The sequence below is a fragment of the Streptomyces sp. NPDC048277 genome, from assembly GCF_040652235.1.
GTDB lineage: Bacteria > Actinomycetota > Actinomycetes > Streptomycetales > Streptomycetaceae > Streptomyces.
This window is the reverse complement of the sequence record NZ_JBEZLQ010000006.1, coordinates 62772-81392: the sequence shown is the minus strand read 5'-3', so window position 1 is coordinate 81392 and position 18621 is coordinate 62772. Positions and strand designations below refer to the sequence as shown.

Below are 18621 nucleotides of genomic sequence, written 5' to 3'. Positions count from 1 at the left end.
CTCACGGTCGTACCCCTGCGTGGTCGTGGGCGGCCGGGCATGGAAATCCCCCGCCCCATACGGCCCGCGACACCGCCGTGTTCAACAGACCCACGAATTCACGGCGACCTCACAGGAAGCGACTCCATCAAGTAATCGACTGACAACGGAGTGCTCACATCGGAAGGCGCGTCACACCGATCGACACGGGCGCCGACAAGGAGACGGGGAGTTGGCGAGGAGTTCCGACCCGGACACCGGGAGAAGCGCTGCTGGAGCGGCGATTGCACGGGGGCGATCGATCATCGCGCGAAATGCCGTCCCTCACGGTCGAGTTCCGAACAGTACGACGAACATCACAAATACGTATCGGACATTACGCACTTCAACCTTCACACGAGTGACACAAGTTGGCTAAGTTGACGTCCAAGCCGCTCGGCTCCCCCCGGCGAATCCCGCCGGGCCGCGCGGCCTCCGCCGAGTCCGGGCCCTGGAGGGCGATCCGGAGCCGGGGACCCAACCGACGCACTGGGGTGAATCGGCCAACTGCCCCCCGAGGCAAGGCCGTAGGGCATACCTTCCGGATTCGACGCCCGAACCCGACAGCTAACCCGGTAGGCGGAGTACGGAAGGAGCACGACCCCCATGGCGTCCGAGAGCCGTGACGAGGTTCGGCAGCGGATCAACAACCTCTACGACCAGGCCGAGAACGCCACCGGGAACTACAACGCGACACGTGCGATGAGCGGGGGTTCGCGCTCCCGCGGTGTTCCGCTGTTCAAGCGGCAGCGTCGTGACGACCCGGGCCTCGACAACATCGCCCGGGAGTGGTTCGAGGGGGCGCGTACGAAGCTGGGGCCGAGCGTTCCGGCCGCGCTGCCGTCCGACCGGATGCCCGATCGTTCGGCCCCGCGTCGGCCCGTCAGCGCCATGGCCGCCGACCTGCTCAGCCAGTTGGAGGACTCCGGCCCGTCCCGTCTGGCGCTGCCCGCGGGGTCGTCCGCGCAGAGCGACATCGAGGTCGTCCGCGAGCTGCCGGCGGAGCGCCCGAAGCTGGAACTGACGGCGGGTCCCAGCACGGCGCTGCCCACGGCCCCGGCGACGGAGCCCAAGGCCCCGCCCGCCTCCGTGCCGCAGCGGCACGCACCGGGCACGTCCAAGACCAAGAGCCAGCTCAAGATCGCCAAGGCGCGTGAGGTGCTGTCCCAGCGCACCGGGCAGCGGGCGATCGCGGCGCTCGAAACGGCCCCCGCCGCGCAGCCCGCTCCGGCCGCACAGCCCGCCCCCGCGGCGCAGAGCCCCTGGCCCACGCCCGAGGCCCAGGCTCCGGCTCCGGCTCCGGCTCCGGCGCAGCAGTGGCAGGCGCCCGCCGTCGGCATCCCGGCCCAGCGCACCGACAGCGGCTCCTTCCGGGGCAACGCCCCCACCGGCACGGCCGCGTTCCCGACGGTGACCGCCGCGGACACGGGTTCCTTCCGCGTGATGACCCCCGGCAGCACGGGCAGCTTCCCGACCGTGCCCCCCATGGACACGAACACCGCCCCCACCCCGAACCCGGCAGATACCGGTGGGTTCCGGGTGATGACCCCGGGCAGCGCGGGCGCCGCTCCTGCCCCGTCCCCGGCGGACACCGGCGGGTTCCGGGTGATGACCCCCGGCGCCTCCGCCGCCCCTCAGGCCGCGTCCCCGGCCGACACGGGCACGTTCCGGGTGATGAGCCCGGGCGCGGCCGCCGCCCCTCAGGCCGCGTCCCCGGCGGACACCGGTACCTACCGAGTGATGAGCCCGGGCAGCACGGGCAGCTTCCCGACCGTGCCCCCCATGGAGACGCGCGGCGCCCCCACCCCGAACCCGGCGGACACCGGCTCGTTCCGGGTGATGACCCCCGGTGCGTCCACCGCCTACACCCCCATACCGGACCCGGGCTCCGGTACCTTCGCGGCCGACGCTGCCGCCGCCACCGCCGTTCTCCCCGCGCAGAACCCGATGGACACCGGCTCCTTCCGGGTCATGACTCCGGGCGCGTCCGCCGCCTACACCGCAGCGCCCCCGGCCGCCACCTATGCCGCCGCAGCTCCGGCCCCGGCCCCTGCGCCCGCCCCCGCCGAGCCTGTCTACGCCACCGGCACGTACGCCATGGCAGCCCCCGCTGCCACGCCCATGGCTCCCATGGCCCCGATGGCCCCCATGGCGCAGGCCACCGGCGGCGGCTTCCCCGCAGCGCCTCCCGCCGCCGCCCCGAACGCCTATCCCGCCGGGCCGCAGCCCACCACCACCGCGTACGCCGCCCCCATGGCTGCGGAACCCATGAGCCCCATGACGATGGCCGCCATGCCCATGGCCCCCGCCCCCACCCCCGCGGCCATGGCCGCGGGCACCATGGCCCCCGCCCCCGCGGCGATGCCCGTGGACGACATGGCCTTTGCCCCCGCGGCTTTCGCCCCCGCAGCCATGGCCGCCGCCACCATGGCCCCCGCTCCCGCCGCGATGCCCGTCGCCGCACCCCCCGCCGCCCCGGCTCCGATGCCCGTCGCCGCACCCCCGGCCGCCACCACGCCGCTCCCCACCGCGCCCCCGGTCACCGCGGCTCCGCTTCCCCCCATGGCCGTTCCCGGCTACGCCACCGGCTCCTTCGCCCCCGGCACCTTCACCGACCCCGGCGCCCTCCTCCAGCCGGGCGCCGCGCCCGAGCCTGGGAAGGCCATGAAGGCGCTGGCGTTCGCGCGGGCGCAGATCGGGCGGCCGTGTGTCTGGGGGGCGACCGGGCCGGAGTCGTACGACTGCTCCAGCCTGACCCAGGCCGCCTGGCGCGCCGCAGGTGTCTGGCTGCCGCGCACCGCGGCGGAGCAGACCTTCGCCGGCACCCCGATGACGCTGGCCGCCATCGAGCCGGGTGACCTGATCTTCTTCTTCGACAACGACAGCCACGTCGGGATCTACGCGGGCGGCGGCCAGATGGTCCACGCGTCGAACCCGGGGGCGCTCATCCGCGAGGAGTCGATCTACAACGCCGGGGAGTCGGCGATCCACCGGGTGGTCCGCCCCGCGTAGCCCGTCCGGGCCGTCCGGCCCTCCGGCCGTCGAGGTCAGCCCCGCCTCAGGCCCTCCGCCGCCGCGTGCGCCAGCTCTCGTGGTGGTCCAGGAGGGTCTCCTCGATCGGCCGGTAGGCGAGGCCCAGTTCGTTGACGCTGCGGCTGTTGTCGACGCGGAAGCGGATGCCGAGGTGCTTCTGTATGTAGTCCTGGGTCAGGCCGAAGTGGGGGCCCAGGATCCGTACCGGCCAGTGCGGGAGCGCGGTGCGCGGCAGGCGCAGGTCACGGGGGTGCCGGGTGCGGATGATGCGGGACATGTCGTGGAAGGACGTCATCGTCTCGTTGGCCACGATGTACCGGCCCCCGGCCGCCGGGTTCTCCGCCGCCGCGATGTGCGCGTCGGCCACGTCGCGGACGTCCGCGGTGGTGAAGCTGAAGTCCGGGGCGCCGTAGCAGAAGTAGCCCTTGAACAGCTCGTCCAGCAGGAACAGGCTGCCGGACTCGGAGGCGGGCGTGAGGGAGGGGCCGAGGATCAGGCCGGGGTTGATCGAGACCATGCGCCAGCGGTCCTGGGCGGCCTCGGCGTCCCAGGCGGCGCGTTCGGCGACCGTCTTGGCGTAGTGGTAGGGGTTGTTCGCCACCGTGCTGCTGGTGTTGAAGTACTTCTCCGTGAGCAGTTGGCCGGCCATCTCGCGGACGTCGGCGTAGTCGCCGAAGATCGCGCCCACGGTGGAGGTGAAGACCAGGGTCTCGATCTCGGGGGTGCGCCCCACGCTGCCGAGCACGTTGCGGGTGCCGAGCAACGCCGGGTCCACCATGTCCCGTTGGCCGTCCTCGATCCGCTCGGGCATCAGGAACGGCGAGGCCACGTGGAAGACGGTCGCGCAGCCGCGGAACGCCTCGTCGAAGGAGCCCTCCTTGAGCAGGTCGGCCTCGAACAGGGTGAGTTGCCCGGGGAATGCCTCCTGGAGCTCCCACAGGGGCCGGACCTTGGCCGCGTCGGCGGCTCTGCGGACGGTGGCGTGGACCCGGTACCCCCGCTCCAGCAGCCGCCGTACCAGATGGCTGCCGACGAATCCGCTGCCGCCGGTCACCGCGACGGCCGTCTCCCCGCGTGCGTCCACGCTCTCACCCCTCGCCCTCCGGCCACCGCTCCTCGGTGCGCCGCAGAGGACAGGTTGGTGCATGTCCGGGGCGGCCGCCAAGCACCGGGAGGGCACCGGTAGGGTCCTCGGGACATAAGCCGGACCCGACACAAGCCATAAGATCGGCTTATGGGGTCATAGGCCGGACCCGCGTACCGACTTAGGACTGCCTTAGCTTAGGCTTCCCGTTCGAGATCGATTGTCCTCACTCGAAGGGAACCTGATCATGCCGCGCCCCCTGCGGGTAGCCATCGTCGGAGCCGGCCCCGCCGGGATCTACGCCGCCGACGCCCTGCTCAAGTCCGCGGTGGCCGCCGAGCCCGGCGTGTCCATCGACCTCTTCGAGCGGATGCCCGCCCCGTTCGGCCTGATCCGGTACGGCGTCGCCCCCGACCACCCGCGCATCAAGGGCATCATCACGGCCCTGCACCAGGTGCTCGACAAGCCGCAGATCCGTCTCTTCGGCAACGTGGACTACCCGTCCGACATCAGCCTCGACGACCTGCGCTCCTTCTACGACGCGGTGATCTTCTCGACCGGCGCGACCGCCGACCGCGAGCTGCGCATACCCGGCATCGAGCTGGACGGCTCCTACGGCGCGGCCGACTTCGTCTCCTGGTACGACGGCCACCCGGACGTCCCGCGCACCTGGCCGCTGGAGGCCGAGAAGGTCGCGGTCCTCGGCGTCGGCAACGTGGCCCTGGACGTGGCCCGCATCCTCGCCAAGACCGCCGACGAGCTGCTGCCGACGGAGATCCCGCCGAACGTCTACGACGGTCTGAAGGCCAACAAGGCGCTGGAGGTCCACGTCTTCGGCCGCCGCGGCCCGGCGCAGGCGAAGTTCTCCCCGATGGAGCTGCGGGAGCTGGACCACTCCCCCAACATCGAGGTCATCGTCGACCCCGAGGACATCGACTACGACGAGGGCTCGATCGAGACCCGGCGCGGCAACAAGCAGGCCGACATGGTCGCCAAGACCCTGGAGAACTGGGCGATCCGCGATGTCGGCAACCGCCCGCACAAGCTCTTCCTGCACTTCTTCGAGTCGCCGGACGAGATCCTCGGCGAGGACGGCAGGGTCACCGGCCTGCGCACCGAGCGCACCGCCCTGGACGGCACCGGCAACGTGAAGGGCACCGGCGAGTTCAAGGACTGGGACGTCACCGCGGTCTACCGCGCGGTCGGCTACCTCTCCGACAAGCTGCCGAAGCTGCCCTGGGACATCGAGTCGGGCACCGTCCCGGACGAGGGCGGCCGGGTCATCGAGGAGTCCGGCAGCCACCTGCAGTCGACGTACGTCACCGGCTGGATCCGGCGCGGCCCGGTCGGCCTGATCGGCCACACCAAGGGCGACGCCAACGAGACGGTGTCCAACCTGCTGGCCGACTACGCCGGCGGCCGGCTGCACACCCCCGAGGCGCCCGCACCGGAGGCCGTGGACGCCTTCCTCGCCGAGCGCGACGTCCGCTTCACCACCTGGGAGGGCTGGTACCGGCTGGACGCCGCCGAGAAGGCGCTGGGCGAGCCGCAGGGCCGCGAGCGCGTGAAGCTCGTCGAGCGCGAGGACATGCTCCGGGAGAGCGGCGCGTGACGCGCTGAGACGCCGGGAGGGGGCCGACGGATTGCCGTCGGCCCCCCTCCTGCATTCCTCGGCGGAGGCGGACGACCGGCGCGCGGCCGCCCCCGCGCTCGCCGTCGCCGCCCGTGCCGCCCGCCGGACAACGGTGAACAGGGCCCGCCCCTGAGCGGATGGGTGGGCGGGCCCCGTTCGCCGCACCATTGTGCGGGGTGCGCCGGATCAAGGGCACGGGTGAACCGGCGTCGTATGGCGCACTCGGTTCGCACCCCGGGTGCGGGGCGCACGCGCCGTGCGCGGGCGGCCCCCGCCCTGTGGAACAGACCGCCGAGCGGTGATACTGGAGGACGCACCCCTCTCCCACCAGCAGATTGGCCCATGTCGAACTCCGCCACCGACCGTGCCGCCCTTCCGCCGACCGTCTGGCCCGCTCGCGGCCGCCACACGGGCCCGGACTCCGAGGAGGTGATCCGCCGGATCCTGCGCAGCCGCAAGGACGCCGGCGTCCTGGACGACTTCGTCGAACCCCCTGTGCCCGAGGACCCCGCCCGGCGGGTCTTCGAGGCCCGCTGGCGCGTCGACGACGGCACCGTGACGGTGCGCGCCCGGCTCACCCTCGTGGCGCAGCAGGCCGGCCGGGAGTGGCAGCTCGTCGCCGAGGCCGAGCGGCCCTGGGACGAGGCCTGGCCCTCCCCGGCGACGATGTTCTGGCCCGACGGGGACGAGGCCGGTGACGGCGGCGAGGCCGCCTGGGACTACCATCCGGCCGTCGCGGGCCTGCGGCTGCGCACGGTGAACCCGCTGCCCGCCGACGACAAGGACATGCGCCGGGTCCTGCGCGACGCCGCCAAGGACGCCTGGTGCGTCAACCTCGTCGTGCACGAGGCGATGACGCCCGACACGCTCGGCCGGCTGCCGCTGGTCCGGCGGCTGCCGCCCGGCCTCGTCCACCGTGTCGTGGAGCACCGGGCCACGCCCCAGCAGTTCCGTGCCGTCAACTGGGCGCTGCGCGACCTCGGTGTCGAGGTGCCCCGCGGCGGTGCCGTCCTGCTCCCCCCGGACCCGGCGCCGACCGGGTACGAGGCGCAGGAGTACGCGGTGCGCAGCGTCTTCCTGGACGGCTCGGAGCCCACCGAGCTGATCGCGGCCGTGAGCCGGTTCGCCGCCCTGCCCAAGCCCGCGCCGCAGGGCGCCGAGGAGGCGCTGGCCGATCTGCGCGACAACTGGACCCTGATGACGCTGGAGGAGCAGCTCGCCCGCGAGCGGGGGCTCGTCGCGCAGTACGCCGAGGCCCTGGAGGCCATGACCCGGTCGCGGGACCTGTACCGGGAGTCCGCCGAGCTGGCCCACGAGGCGCTCGCGGCCCTGCGTGACACGCCCGCGCCCGCCGTCGCTCCGGCGGCTCAACCCGCCTCGCCCTTCCAGCAGTTGACCCGCGCCTTCAAGGGGCTGCGTCCCGTGCGGGACAAGGACGCCATGCCGGGGGACGAAACCGGGAAGACGGACCAGTGAGAGACCCCGGACCGGATCGGGGCCGGACGACAGGACAGCCATGGACACCACCACGACCGTGCTCCTGATCTGCGCGATCGTCGCCGCGGCCCTGCTCGCCGGGGCGATCGCCGTGCTCGTACGCCTGGTGCGCACCCGGCGCACACTGCGCCGGGCCGGGCTGCCGACCGGCCCGCGCTGGATCTTCTGGGGCGCCGTCCTGTATCTGGTGCTGCCGACCGACCTGCTGCCCGACCCGATCTACCTGGACGACATAGGCGTCCTGCTGCTGGCCCTGCGCTCGATGCGCGCGGCCCGGGTGCTGCCCACGGAGGATCCCGAACTCTGAGGTGTCCAGGGCATGATGGGGCGATGCGAGCCACGTACACCGGTGTCCCCGGTCTGTCCTCGACGCCCGAAGTCGCCGTCGTCATCGACGTGATGCGCGCCTTCACGGTGGCCGCCTGGGCCTTCCGGCTCGGCGCCGAGCGGATCGTCTTCGCCGAAACCCTCGACGAGGCGCTGGAGTTGAAGGCCCGTCACCCCGGCTGGCTGGCCTTCCAGGACGGCCCGGTGGTGCCGGGCTTCGACCTGGCCAACTCCCCGGCGAGGCTGCGTTCACTGGACGTCGCGGGCCGCAAGGTCGTCCAGAAGACCACCGCCGGGACCACCGGGGCGCTAGGGGGTGTCCGGCGGATCATGCCGGCGTCGCGGGGTCTGGCACGCACATCTGCCGCGTTGTCGTCACTCGCCGACGCTCCGCGTCGACTCCCTCCTCCGCCTTGCAGCTGCACGCACCACAACCCGCTCGGGTCGGCCAAGAAGCACCGTTTCTCGCAGCCGGCCTGATCCGCCGGACACCCCCTGGCCGTCGCCGGCGCCCGGCTGCTGCTCTGCGCGAGTTTCGTGGTCGCCGGGGCCACCGCCGCCGTACTGCGGCGGGAGCGGCCGGACGCGGTCACCTTCGTCGTCACCGGCGACGGCGGGCAGGCCGACGAGGACCTGGCCTGCGCCCAGTACATCGCCGGGCGCGTGGCCGACGACGGTGTCGCCCCGGGACCGTTCGTGGAGCGGGCCCGGAACTCCGGCGCGGCGGCGCGGCTCGCCAAGGGCGTACGGCTCGGCTGGGAGGGCGTGGACCCCGAGGACGTACCGCTCTGTCTGGAGGCGGACACCTTCCCCTTCGCCATGGCGGCCGCCCGGGAGGACGGCCACTTGGTGCTGCGCCCGGTTTCGGGTGGCCCGGCCGGATTCCGTCCGGTTGGGTGAGGCGCCGATCCGCAAAGAACCCCCGGATCGCGTACGGAATCCATGCCGCGGAGGTGCGATTCCAGGCCGTCTTGACGCATTCTTGCTGTGTCACCCACCCGGCGGTGCACGGACGACACGGGACCGGACTAGGTAGGACCGGATGACTGCGAGCGGGGAGCACGTGGGCCGGGCGCGTGAACGGCTGACCGCGTTGCTGGTCGACGCCTCGATCGGCGCCCTGGGCGCGGCGGGCGGCCACGTCGCCGGGGTGTACCTGCGCTCGGGCACGCCCGGGCTGCTGCGGCTCGCCACCCTGGTGGGGCTGCCCGGCCCGATGTTCCGGCCCTGGTGGCGGCTGCAGGTGGACCGGCCGTTCCCGGTCGCGGACGCCTACCGGCTCGGGGTGCGGGTGGTGCTGCCGAACGCCACCGAGATGGTGCGCCGCTACCCCCAGTTCGCGGCCGGTCTGCCCTTCCAGTTCGGGTCGGTGTACACACCCGTGCCCGGGGCGGCGTCGGCCTTCGGGGTGCTCACCGTGCTGCGTCCGGCGACCCCGGACACGGAGGACGAGCTGCCCGACCTGGACCGGCTGGGCCGGCTGGCCGAGGACCTGGGGGCCGGGCTGCGCGAGCTGGTGGCCAAGGAGGGCGACGCGGCGGTCGCCTGGGAGGGCGAGCCGGTCTGCCTACGGCCGCCCGCGGCACGTCCCGGGCCGGCCCGGGTCGGCCGTTTCACCTGGGACCCGGCGACCTCGGCGGTGCACGGCGACGATCGTCTGCACGCCCTGCTCGGCGTGGCGCCGGCGGAGTTCCCCGGTACCGGCGCCGAGCTGGCGGCGGCCGTGGCGCCCGCCGACGCCCACCAGGTGCTGACCGCGCTGCGCGAGACCGCGGCCGGCAAGCCCCCGGGGTCCCCGCTGCGGGTGCGGGCCGGGGACGGCGCCGCGCGACTGCTGGAGCTGTGGCCGCCGCCCGGCGCCACCGAGGCGTCCCTGGTCTCCGGGATCGTCGTCGACCCGGGTCCGGCCGCCTCCGCCGACGGGGCGGCCGACCTGCTCCCCCACGGCGTCTTCTGCCTGGACCGCACCGGGCTCGTCCTCTACGTCAACCCGGCCGCGGCCCGTCTGGCGGGCCGGCCGCGCGCCGAGCTGCAGGGCCGCCCCGTGTGGGAGGCCATGCCGTGGCTGAGCGGGCCGCCCTACGACGACCACTGGCGCGGCGCGCTGCTCTCCCCCGGCCCGGTGCACTTCCAGGTCCGCCACGAGGACACCGGCGAGGGCGAGTGGCTCTCCCTGTCCCTGCACCCGGGCCCGGAGCTCGTCACCTGCACGGTCGTCCCCGCCGACCGGATCGACCCGGCCGTGCACCTGCCCCGGCCGCCCGACCCGGATGCGGCGGGCCCGTCCGACACCGCCGACCGGCCCTCGATGGCCCCGCTGTACCGGCCGATCGCCCTGGCCATCGCGCTGACGGACGCGGTGACCGCCCGGCAGGTGTCGGCGGTGGTGACACAGGAGCTGCTCCCGGCGTTCGGCGGCCGCCGGCTGGCCATCTACCTGCTCCAGGACCGGCACTTCTACCTGGCCTGGGAGAACGGCTTCCCGCCGGGCTTCCTCTCGCCCTTCGACGGCGTCGGCCTGGACGCCCATCTGCCCGGCGTCGAGACGCTCACCACCGGTAGGCCGTTGTTCTTCGAGTCGATGCAGAAGCTGGCGGACACCTACCCGGGCATCCCCCTGGACGCCTCCGAGGGCGCCCGCGCCTTCCTGCCGCTGATCGCCTCCGGCCGCCCGGTCGGCTCCTGCATCCTCGGCTTCGACACCGAGCGCGGCTTCAGCACCGAGGAGCGCACGGTCCTCACGGCGCTCGCGGGCCTGATCGCGCACGCGATGGAGAAGGCCCAGCGGTACGACAGCGAGGCCGCCCTCGCCCGCGGCCTCCAGCAGGCGCTGCTGCCGCGCCGGCTGTCGGCGCACCCCCTGGTGGAGACCGTCGGCCGGTATCTGCCGGGCACCCAGGGGATGGACGTGGGCGGCGACTGGTACGACGTCGTCGAGGCGGGCGACGGTCTGGCCCTGGTCATCGGGGACGTGCAGGGGCACGGGGTGCAGGCGGCCGCCACGATGGGCCAACTACGCAGTGCGGTAAGGGCGTTCGCGCTCGGTGACCGGCCGCCCGACGAGGTGCTGAGCGGCACCAACCATCTGCTGATCGACCTCGACCCGGGCCAGTTCGCCAGTTGCTGCTACGTGCGCCTGGACCCCGCCACCGGGCACGCCAGGGTCGCCCGGGCCGGTCATCCGCCGCCCCTGCTGCGCGCCCCGGACGGTCGCACCCGGGTCCTGGAGATCCCCGGCGGAGTCGTCCTGGGCGTGGACCCGCGGGCCCGGTACCCGGTGACCGAGCTGGAACTGGCGCCGGACGCGATCCTCGCCCTGTACACGGACGGGCTGGTCGAGCGGCCCGGCGCCGACATCGACGACGGCATCACCGCGCTGCGGGTGGCCCTGGCGCAGGCCGGACCGGCACCCGGGCGGCGCGGCGGCCGCTCGCTCCCCGCGGTGGCCGACCGGCTCACCGCCATGGCCAGGCACTCCGCCGCCCGCCCGGACGACGTGGCACTGCTGCTCGCCACCCGCCGCCCCGGCCCCGCCATGACATGACACATCGGGGCATCACACCGGTCACCTCCGAAGACGCCCTCGCCTCGCGGGGCCGGGCAGTGTAGACATGGGCTCATGGTCCGTCAGCCCGGCCGGTCCGACATTCGGCCGCCCCGTGGTTCCGGGAGCCCGCGCGTCCCGCTCGCCGAGCGCGAGCGGACGGCGACCCGGTCGGGGCGCATCCGGTCCGGGCGGCTGCGGTCCACGGTGAGCGGCCGCAGCGTGGCCGGACAGGTGTTCATGCTGCAGGTGGTGATCGTCCTGTTGCTGGTCGTGTCGGCCGTGGTGGCGCAGGTGCTCCAGGTGCGGCGCGACAGCACCACGGAGGCCCGCAACCGGTCCGTGGCCGTCGCCCAGACCTTCGCCAACGCGCCCGGCACGGCGGCGGCGCTGCAGCTGCCGAACCCGACGACCGTGCTCCAGCCGAAGGCGGAGGCGGCCCGCAAGGCGACGGGCGTGGACTTCATCGTGGTCATGAACACCGACGGGATCCGCTACACGCACCCCAAGCCGGGCCGCATCGGCAAGAAGTTCGTCGGGAACATCGGGCCCGCGCTGGCCGGCGGTACCGTCACCGAGGAGGTGCAGGGCACCATCGGCCAGCTGGTGCAAGCCGTGGTCCCGGTCAAGGACGCCGACGGCAAGGTGGTGGGCCTGGTGTCGGCCGGCATCACCACCGCGCACGTGGGCGGGGAGGCCAACCAGCAGCTGCCGCTGCTGCTGACCGCGGCCGCGGCCGGTCTGGCCCTGGCGACGGCGGGGACGGCGCTGGTCAGCCGGCGGCTGCTGCGCCAGACGCACGGTCTCGGACCGGGTGAGATGACCCGCATGTACGAGCACCACGACGCGGTGCTGCACTCCGTACGGGAGGGTGTGCTGATCGTCGGCGGCGACGGCCGGCTGATGCTCGCCAACGACGAGGCACAGCGTCTGCTGGACCTGCCCGCGGACGCCGAGCGCCGCCGTGTCCTGGACCTCGGCCTGGACGGCGGCACGGCGGAGCTGATCGCCTCGGGCCGGGTGGCCACCGACGAGGTGCACCTGGTCAAGGACCGGCTGCTGGCGGTCAACCAGCGGCCCATCGAGGTGCGCGGCGGCCCGCCCGGCAGCGTCACCACGCTGCGCGACTCCACCGAGCTGCGCGCCCTGTCCGGGCGCGCCGAGGTGGCCCGCGAGCGCCTGAACATGCTGTACGACGCCGGGGTGGGCATCGGCACCAGCCTGGACGTCACCCGGACCGCCGAGGAACTGGCGGAGCTGGCCGTGCCCCGGTTCGCGGACTACGCCACCATCGACCTGTACGAGGCGGTCCTCAAGGGCGAGGAGCCGAAGCGCGGGGACGCGCTGCGCCGGGTGGCGGTCAGCGGTATCCGCAAGGACGCCCCGCTGTACCCGGTCGGCGAGCGGTTCCAGTTCGTGCCGTCCTCGCCGCAGGGCCGCAGTCTGGAGACCGGCGAGTCCGTGGTCGAGCCGCGGCTGCGGGACGCGCCCGGCTGGCGGGCCCAGGACGTGGACCTCACCGGGAGGATCCTGGAGTTCGGCATCCACTCGCTGATCACGGTGCCGCTGCGGGCCGGAAACCTGGTGCTGGGCCTCGCCAACTTCTGCCGCGCGGAGAAGCTCACGCCGTTCGACACGGAGGAGCTGGCCCTCGCGGAGGAGCTGGTGGCCCGCGCCGCCGTCTCCATCGACAACGCCCGCCGCTACACGCGCGAGCACAGCATGGCGGTGACCCTCCAGCGCAGTCTGCTGCCGCGCCGCCTGCCCGAGCAGAGCGCCCTGGAGATCGCCTACCGCTATCTGCCGGCGCAGGCGGGCGTGGGCGGCGACTGGTTCGACGTGCTGCCGCTGTCCGGGGCCCGGGTGGCGCTGGTGGTCGGGGACGTCGTGGGGCACGGGCTGCACGCGGCGGCGACCATGGGCCGGCTGCGCACGGCCGTGCACAACTTCGCGGCGCTGGACCTGCCGCCCGACGAACTGCTGGGCCTGCTGGACGAGTTGGTGGGCCGTATCGACCAGGACGAGACCCCCGCGGACACGGCCACGATCACCGGCGCGACCTGTCTGTACGCGATCTACGACCCCGTCTCCCGGCGCTGCACGGTGGCCCGGGCCGGTCATCCCCCGCCCGCGCTGCGCAGGCCGGACGGCAGCGTGGAGTTCCTGGACGTCCCGGCGGCACCGCCCCTCGGTCTGGGCGGACTGCCCTTCGAGACGGCCGAGTGGGAGCTGCCCGAGGGCAGCAGTCTGGTCCTGTACACCGACGGGCTGGTGGAGGACCGGCGGCGGGACATCGACGAGGGGCTCGACCTGCTCGCCGGCGCGCTGGAGTCGGCGGCCGACGCCACCCCCGACGAGACCTGCGCGGCCGTCCTGGAGCGGCTGCCGGCCCGCCCCGACGACGATGTCGCGCTGATCGTCGCCCGCACCCGGGCGCTCGGCGCGGACCGGGTCGCCGAGTGGCGGGTGCCGGCCGACCCCGCGGCCGTCTCCGAGGTGCGTTCCAGGGTGACCCGGCAGCTGGCGGACTGGGACCTGGACGAGCTGTCGTTCACCACCGAGCTGATCCTCAGCGAGCTGGTCACCAACGCCATCCGCTACGGCCGGGAGCCGATCGGGGTACGGCTGCTCTGCGACCGGACGCTGATCTGCGAGGTCTCCGACGGCAGCACGACCTCCCCGCACCTGCGGTACGCGGCGAGCACCGACGAGGGCGGCCGGGGCCTGTTCCTGGTCGCGCAGATGGCAGAGCGCTGGGGCACCCGGTACACGCCCGCCGGCAAGGTCATCTGGGCGGAACAGCAGCTGTCCTGACGTGGCCGCTCCCGGCGCTCAGCCCAGCGCCCGGTCCAGGTTGAACGCGGCGCTGATCAGGCCGAGGTGGGTGAACGCCTGCGGGAAGTTGCCCTGCTGCTCGCCGGTGCGGCCGATTTCCTCGGCGTACAGGCCGAGATGGTTGGCGTAGGTGAGCATCTTCTCGAAGGCGAGCCGGGCGTCGTCCACGCGTCCGGCGCGGACCAGGGCCTCGACGTACCAGAAGGAGCAGATGGAGAAGGTGCCCTCGTCGCCGCGGAGTCCGTCGGGGCTGGCCTGCGGGTCGTAGCGGTAGACGAGGGAGTCGGAGACCAGGTCCTCGGTGAGGGCGTCCAGGGTGGAGAGCCACTTGGGGTCGGTCGGGGCGATGAACTTGGCCAGCGGCATCATCAGGAGCGAGGCGTCCAGCACGTCCCCGCCCTCGTACTGGACGAAGGCACCGCGCCGCTCCGACCAGCCGCGGTCCATGATCCGCCGGTAGATGGTGTCGCGGCACTGCCGCCAGCGGGGCAGGTCGGCCGGCAGGCCGCGCCGGTTGGCGAGGCGGATCGCGCGCTCGATGGCGACCCAGCACATCAGCCGCGAGTAGAGGAAGTTCTTCCGGCCGCCGCGGGTCTCCCACACGCCCTCGTCGGGCTGGTCCCAGTGGTCGCAGACCCAGCCCACGAGGCGGGTGACGTCGTCCCACTGGGCGCTGGAGATGGGCTGGGCCCACTTGTCGTAGAGGTAGATCGAGTCGATGAGGGCGCCGTAGATGTCCAGCTGGAGCTGGCCGGCGGCGCCGTTGCCGACGCGTACCGGGGCGGATCCGCAGTGGCCCTCCAGGTGCGGGAGCTCGCGTTCGGGCAGCTCGCTGCGGCCGTCGATGCCGTACATGATCTGCAGCGGGCCCGAGGCGAAGCCGTCGCCGGGGCTGATGTAGGTGGTCACGAACTTCATGAAGGCCTCGGCCTCGCCGCTGAAGCCGAGCCGCAGCAGGGCGTAGACGGCGAACGCGGCGTCGCGGATCCAGACGTAGCGGTAGTCCCAGTTGCGTTCGCCGCCGAACTGCTCGGGGAGGCTGGTGGTGGGCGCGGCGACGATGGCGCCGGTGGGCGCGTAGGTGAGCAGCTTCAGGGTGAGCGCGGAGCGGTGCACCATCTCCCGCCAGCGGCCCCGGTAGCGGGACCGGTGCAGCCAGCGCCGCCAGTAGCAGACGGTGGCCTCGAACTGGACCTCGGCCTCGGTGCGGGCGCAGCCGCGCGGGGCGATGTGGTCGCCGGCCTGGTCGAGGGCGAAGACGGCGGACTCGCCCTCGGCGAGCTTGAAGTCGGCGCGGGCGTCCGGGCCGTCGCTCTCCATGACCACCGTGGAGGTGAGCGCCAGGGACGCGGACCGGGACTCGAACACGGCGGCGTCACCGAGCATGCGCAGGGTGTGCGGGTCGGCGCCGTAGTCGAAGCGGGGCGCCACCCGGACCCGGAAGGGGACGGTCCCGCGGACGCACAGCACCCGGCGGATCAGCCGGTGCCGCTCGCACTCGTCGGTCTCGCCGGTGACCGGCATGAAGTCCTGGACCTCGCCGACGCCGTCGTCGGTGAAGAACCGGGTGATCAGCACGTTGGTGTCGGGGAAGTAGAACTGTTTGGTCCTGGCCGGTACGGCCGGGGCCAGTGCGAAGAAACCGCCGCGCTCGGCGTCGAGAACGGCCGCGAAGACGCTGGGGGCGTCGAAGGACGGGCAGCAGTACCAGTCGATCGTTCCGTTGCTGCCGACCAGGGCCACGGTGCGCAGATCGCCGATCAGCCCGTGTTCGGCGATCGGCAGGTAGCGGGGGCTACCGGGCGCATTCTGGTAGAACGGCTGTTCGGCCATGGTGGCGGCCTCCCCGGATGGGCGTACGGGCACCTTCCAGCTTAGGAGCGCCGCTTTCCTTTCCGCACCGGCTGCCGGCCCCGCACACGGGGGTACGGGTCCGTTCGGGATGCGGGGTACGCCCGGGCGGGCAATCGTGAGAGTGTGCACCCGCTCCGCGAAGGAGGGACCATGTCGACCTCAGAACCCGAAGCGTCCCGGCCGTCCGACGACCGCGCCACCCCGGACTCCCTGCTGCACAGCGCCCCCGGCACCGGGGTGGCGCCCGAAGACCTGGTGATGGCGTCGGGCCGGGACGTCACCCCGGCCACGCTGGAATGGGCCAGGAAGAAGATGGAGCGCGAGGGGCCGAACTGCATCGAGCGGCTCCTGCCCTGAATCCGCCGAAGGACCGCTGGGGGCCGGGCACGGCCCTCGGCGGCGCTGCCCTGCCCGGAGTGCCGATGACGTTGAACAGGCGCCGCCTCCTCGGACTGGTCGGCGCGGCGGGCGCGGTGTCGTCCGCACCGGCCGTACGCCCGCCGGGATCCACCCCCGCCGCCGGGGCCGCGGGCGACGACGAGCCGCACGCCCGGTTCATGAGATACGCGATCGAGGCGGCGTACGGCAACGAGCTGTACCCCTTCGGGGCGGTGTTCGTGGCCTCGGGCCGGGTCCTGGGGCGGGGTGTCAACGCCTCGGTCGAGAACCCGACGTACCACGGGGAGATGGTCGCCATGGCCGACTACGTGCGCCGGGTCGGCAACCACGGCTGGGCCACGGCCACGCTGTACTCGACCGCGGAGCCGTGCGCGATGTGCATGGGCGCCTGCGCCTGGGCGGGGGTGGGCCGAATCATCTGGGGAACCTCGCTGGAAGGACTCCGGCGCACCGGACTGGTCCAGATCACCATCCCGGCGCGCGAGGTGGCCGACGCGGCACGTTCGTTCTACGCCCCTCGGCTGCTCGGCGGGGTGATGGCCGGGACGACGGACGCGCTGTTCCGGCGGGCCCGGACGCTCCGCGAGCGGCGCGCGGGCGGGTCGCGGTGAGCCGAGCGTGGACCGCGGGACGGGCAACGGCCCTGGTCCGTACCGGATTTCACACGAAGGTTGCCAGTTCACCCTTCCGGTGCGGTGGTGCCTGCTGACAGACTCCGCAAGGTGCCAGACTTCGACATGCTCGTCATCGGATCCGGACCCGGCGGCCAGAAGGCCGCCATCGCCGCGGCCAAGCTGGGCCGCCGGGTCGCCGTCGTCGACAGCCCCGAGATGGTCGGCGGTGTGTCCATCCACACCGGCACCATCCCCTCCAAGACCCTGCGCGAGGCGGTCCTCTATCTGACCGGCCTCACCCAGCGCGATCTCTACGGCCAGAGCTACCGGCTGAAGGAGGAGATCACCGTCGCCGACCTGACCGCGCGCACCCAGCACGTGGTCGGCCGCGAGGTGGACGTCATCCGCAACCAGCTCTCCCGCAACCATGTCACCCTCTGCTCCGGAACCGGCCGGTTCGTCGACGCGCACACCGTCGCCCTGCGCGAACCGGGCGGCGACGAAAGGCTGTTGAGCGCGGACCACATCGTCATCGCCACCGGCACCCGGCCGGCCCGCCCGGACAGCGTCGAGTTCGACGGCCGCACCATCATGGATTCGGACAACGTGCTGTCGCTGGAGCGGGTCCCGCGCTCCATGGTCATCGTCGGCGCGGGCGTGATCGGCATGGAGTACGCCTCGATGTTCGCCGCGCTGGGCAGCAAGGTGACCGTGGTCGAGAAGCGTGCGGCCATGCTCGACATGTGCGACGTCGAGGTCGTCGAGTCGCTCAAGTACCACCTCAGGGACCTGGCCGTCACCTTCCGGTTCGGGGAGACCGTCGCCGCCGTCGAGCGGCACCCCCGGGGCACGCTGACCGTGCTGGAGAGCGGCAAGAAGATACCGGCGGACACGGTGATGTACTCGGCGGGCCGGCAGGGCCTGACCGACGAACTCGACCTGGACAAGGCCGGCCTCGCGGCGGACCCGCGGGGCCGGATCAAGGTGGACGAGCACTTCCGCACCGAGGTGCCGCACATCTACGCCGTCGGCGACGTCATCGGTTTCCCTGCGCTCGCCGCGACCTCGATGGAACAGGGCCGGGTCGCCGCGTACCACGCCTTCGGGGAACCCGTCGGGGACATGGACAACCTCCAGCCGATCGGCATCTACACCATCCCGGAGATCAGTTTCGTCGGCCGGACCGAGGACCAACTCACCGAGGACTGCGTGCCGTTCGAGGTCGGGGTGGCCCGTTACCGGGAGCTGGCCCGGGGCCAGATCATCGGTGACTCGCACGGCATGCTCAAGCTGCTGGTGTCCCCCGAGGACCGCCGGCTGCTCGGTGTGCACTGCTTCGGCACCGGAGCGACAGAACTGATCCATATCGGTCAGTCGGTGATGGGCTGCGGCGGCACGGTCGACTATCTGGTGGATGCAGTGTTCAACTACCCGACGCTCGCGGAGTCGTACAAGGTCGCGGCCCTGGACGCCACCAACAAGCTGCGCCAGCTCGACCGGCTGGAGGACTGAGGCGCTCACGGAACCGCTGCTTCCGGAGTGACGGTTGGCCACCCCAAGTGGCATATGTGATTACCGGTCGGTCAGCTTGAAAGGTCAAAGAGGGCCGCTATAGTCACACCCACACACGCGGTGTGACCGTCCGCCGACTCTCGGCATGCGGCCCTCACCACCTTTTTTTGCTTTCTCCTGGCCGGCCCCTGACCCGAGGCCATCCCTCTCAGGGTTCGAGGACGGTCGCGCACCCCCCACCCGTACCGCCGCGGGCCCGCACTCCTGTGCG

The 18621-nt window shown here is 72.9% G+C and carries 11 protein-coding genes, 2 pseudogenes and 1 riboswitch; of the genes and pseudogenes, 11 read left to right on the top strand and 2 right to left on the bottom strand.

Annotated elements, in window-relative coordinates:
- Positions 1 to 444: 444 nt before the first annotated feature.
- Positions 445 to 616: riboswitch (cyclic di-AMP (ydaO/yuaA leader) on the top strand.
- An 8-nt stretch (positions 617 to 624) separates the two neighbouring features.
- On the top strand, positions 625 to 3030 hold the full coding sequence (locus tag AB0D85_RS15610; RefSeq protein WP_362319488.1) for a C40 family peptidase: 2406 nt from the start codon (positions 625 to 627) through the stop codon (positions 3028 to 3030).
- A 46-nt stretch (positions 3031 to 3076) separates the two neighbouring features.
- Here AB0D85_RS15610 and AB0D85_RS15605 read toward each other — a convergent pair whose 3' ends face one another.
- On the bottom strand, positions 3077 to 4135 hold the full coding sequence (locus AB0D85_RS15605; RefSeq protein WP_362319485.1) for an NAD-dependent epimerase/dehydratase family protein: 1059 nt from the start codon (positions 4133 to 4135) through the stop codon (positions 3077 to 3079).
- Positions 4136 to 4382: 247 nt separating this feature from the next.
- Between AB0D85_RS15605 and AB0D85_RS15600 the strand changes: the two genes are divergently transcribed.
- From AB0D85_RS15600 to AB0D85_RS15570, 7 genes and pseudogenes are all read left to right on the top strand, one after another.
- Complete coding sequence (locus tag AB0D85_RS15600) at positions 4383 to 5747, top strand: FAD-dependent oxidoreductase (protein ID WP_362319483.1); 1365 nt, start codon at positions 4383 to 4385, stop codon at positions 5745 to 5747.
- Positions 5748 to 6110: 363 nt separating this feature from the next.
- Positions 6111 to 7244 carry a hypothetical protein gene (locus AB0D85_RS15595; protein ID WP_362319480.1) on the top strand — a complete coding sequence of 378 codons (1134 nt, stop codon included), beginning with the start codon at positions 6111 to 6113 and terminating at the stop codon, positions 7242 to 7244.
- A 40-nt stretch (positions 7245 to 7284) separates the two neighbouring features.
- Complete coding sequence (locus AB0D85_RS15590; protein WP_362319477.1) at positions 7285 to 7572, top strand: DUF1232 domain-containing protein; 288 nt, start codon at positions 7285 to 7287, stop codon at positions 7570 to 7572.
- A gap of 23 nt (positions 7573 to 7595) precedes the next feature.
- A pseudogene (locus AB0D85_RS15585) lies at positions 7596 to 7904 on the top strand (2-phosphosulfolactate phosphatase); the annotation flags it as partial.
- Between the two features lie 183 nt (positions 7905 to 8087).
- Positions 8088 to 8492, top strand: a pseudogene (locus AB0D85_RS15580) (2-phosphosulfolactate phosphatase); the annotation flags it as partial.
- 142 nt (positions 8493 to 8634) lie between these two features.
- Positions 8635 to 11136 (top strand): SpoIIE family protein phosphatase, encoded by a 2502-nt coding sequence (locus AB0D85_RS15575; RefSeq protein WP_362319473.1) that lies wholly within the window; start codon positions 8635 to 8637, stop codon positions 11134 to 11136.
- 240 nt (positions 11137 to 11376) lie between these two features.
- Complete coding sequence (locus AB0D85_RS15570) at positions 11377 to 13950, top strand: SpoIIE family protein phosphatase (protein WP_362320347.1); 2574 nt, start codon at positions 11377 to 11379, stop codon at positions 13948 to 13950.
- An 18-nt stretch (positions 13951 to 13968) separates the two neighbouring features.
- Here AB0D85_RS15570 and AB0D85_RS15565 read toward each other — a convergent pair whose 3' ends face one another.
- On the bottom strand, positions 13969 to 15804 hold the full coding sequence (locus tag AB0D85_RS15565) for a glycoside hydrolase family 15 protein (protein WP_362319470.1): 1836 nt from the start codon (positions 15802 to 15804) through the stop codon (positions 13969 to 13971).
- A 171-nt stretch (positions 15805 to 15975) separates the two neighbouring features.
- Between AB0D85_RS15565 and AB0D85_RS15560 the strand changes: the two genes are divergently transcribed.
- The 3 genes from AB0D85_RS15560 to sthA all read left to right on the top strand — a co-directional run bounded on the left by AB0D85_RS15560 (position 15976) and on the right by sthA (position 18350).
- Complete coding sequence (locus tag AB0D85_RS15560) at positions 15976 to 16182, top strand: hypothetical protein (protein WP_123979411.1); 207 nt, start codon at positions 15976 to 15978, stop codon at positions 16180 to 16182.
- Positions 16183 to 16247: 65 nt separating this feature from the next.
- A complete protein-coding gene (locus tag AB0D85_RS15555) occupies positions 16248 to 16835 on the top strand; it encodes a deaminase (protein WP_362319467.1) in 588 nt (195 codons plus the stop codon).
- Positions 16836 to 16946: 111 nt separating this feature from the next.
- Positions 16947 to 18350, top strand: coding sequence for a Si-specific NAD(P)(+) transhydrogenase (gene sthA / locus AB0D85_RS15550; RefSeq protein WP_362319464.1), 1404 nt, complete (start codon positions 16947 to 16949; stop codon positions 18348 to 18350).
- Positions 18351 to 18621: the final 271 nt, after the last annotated feature.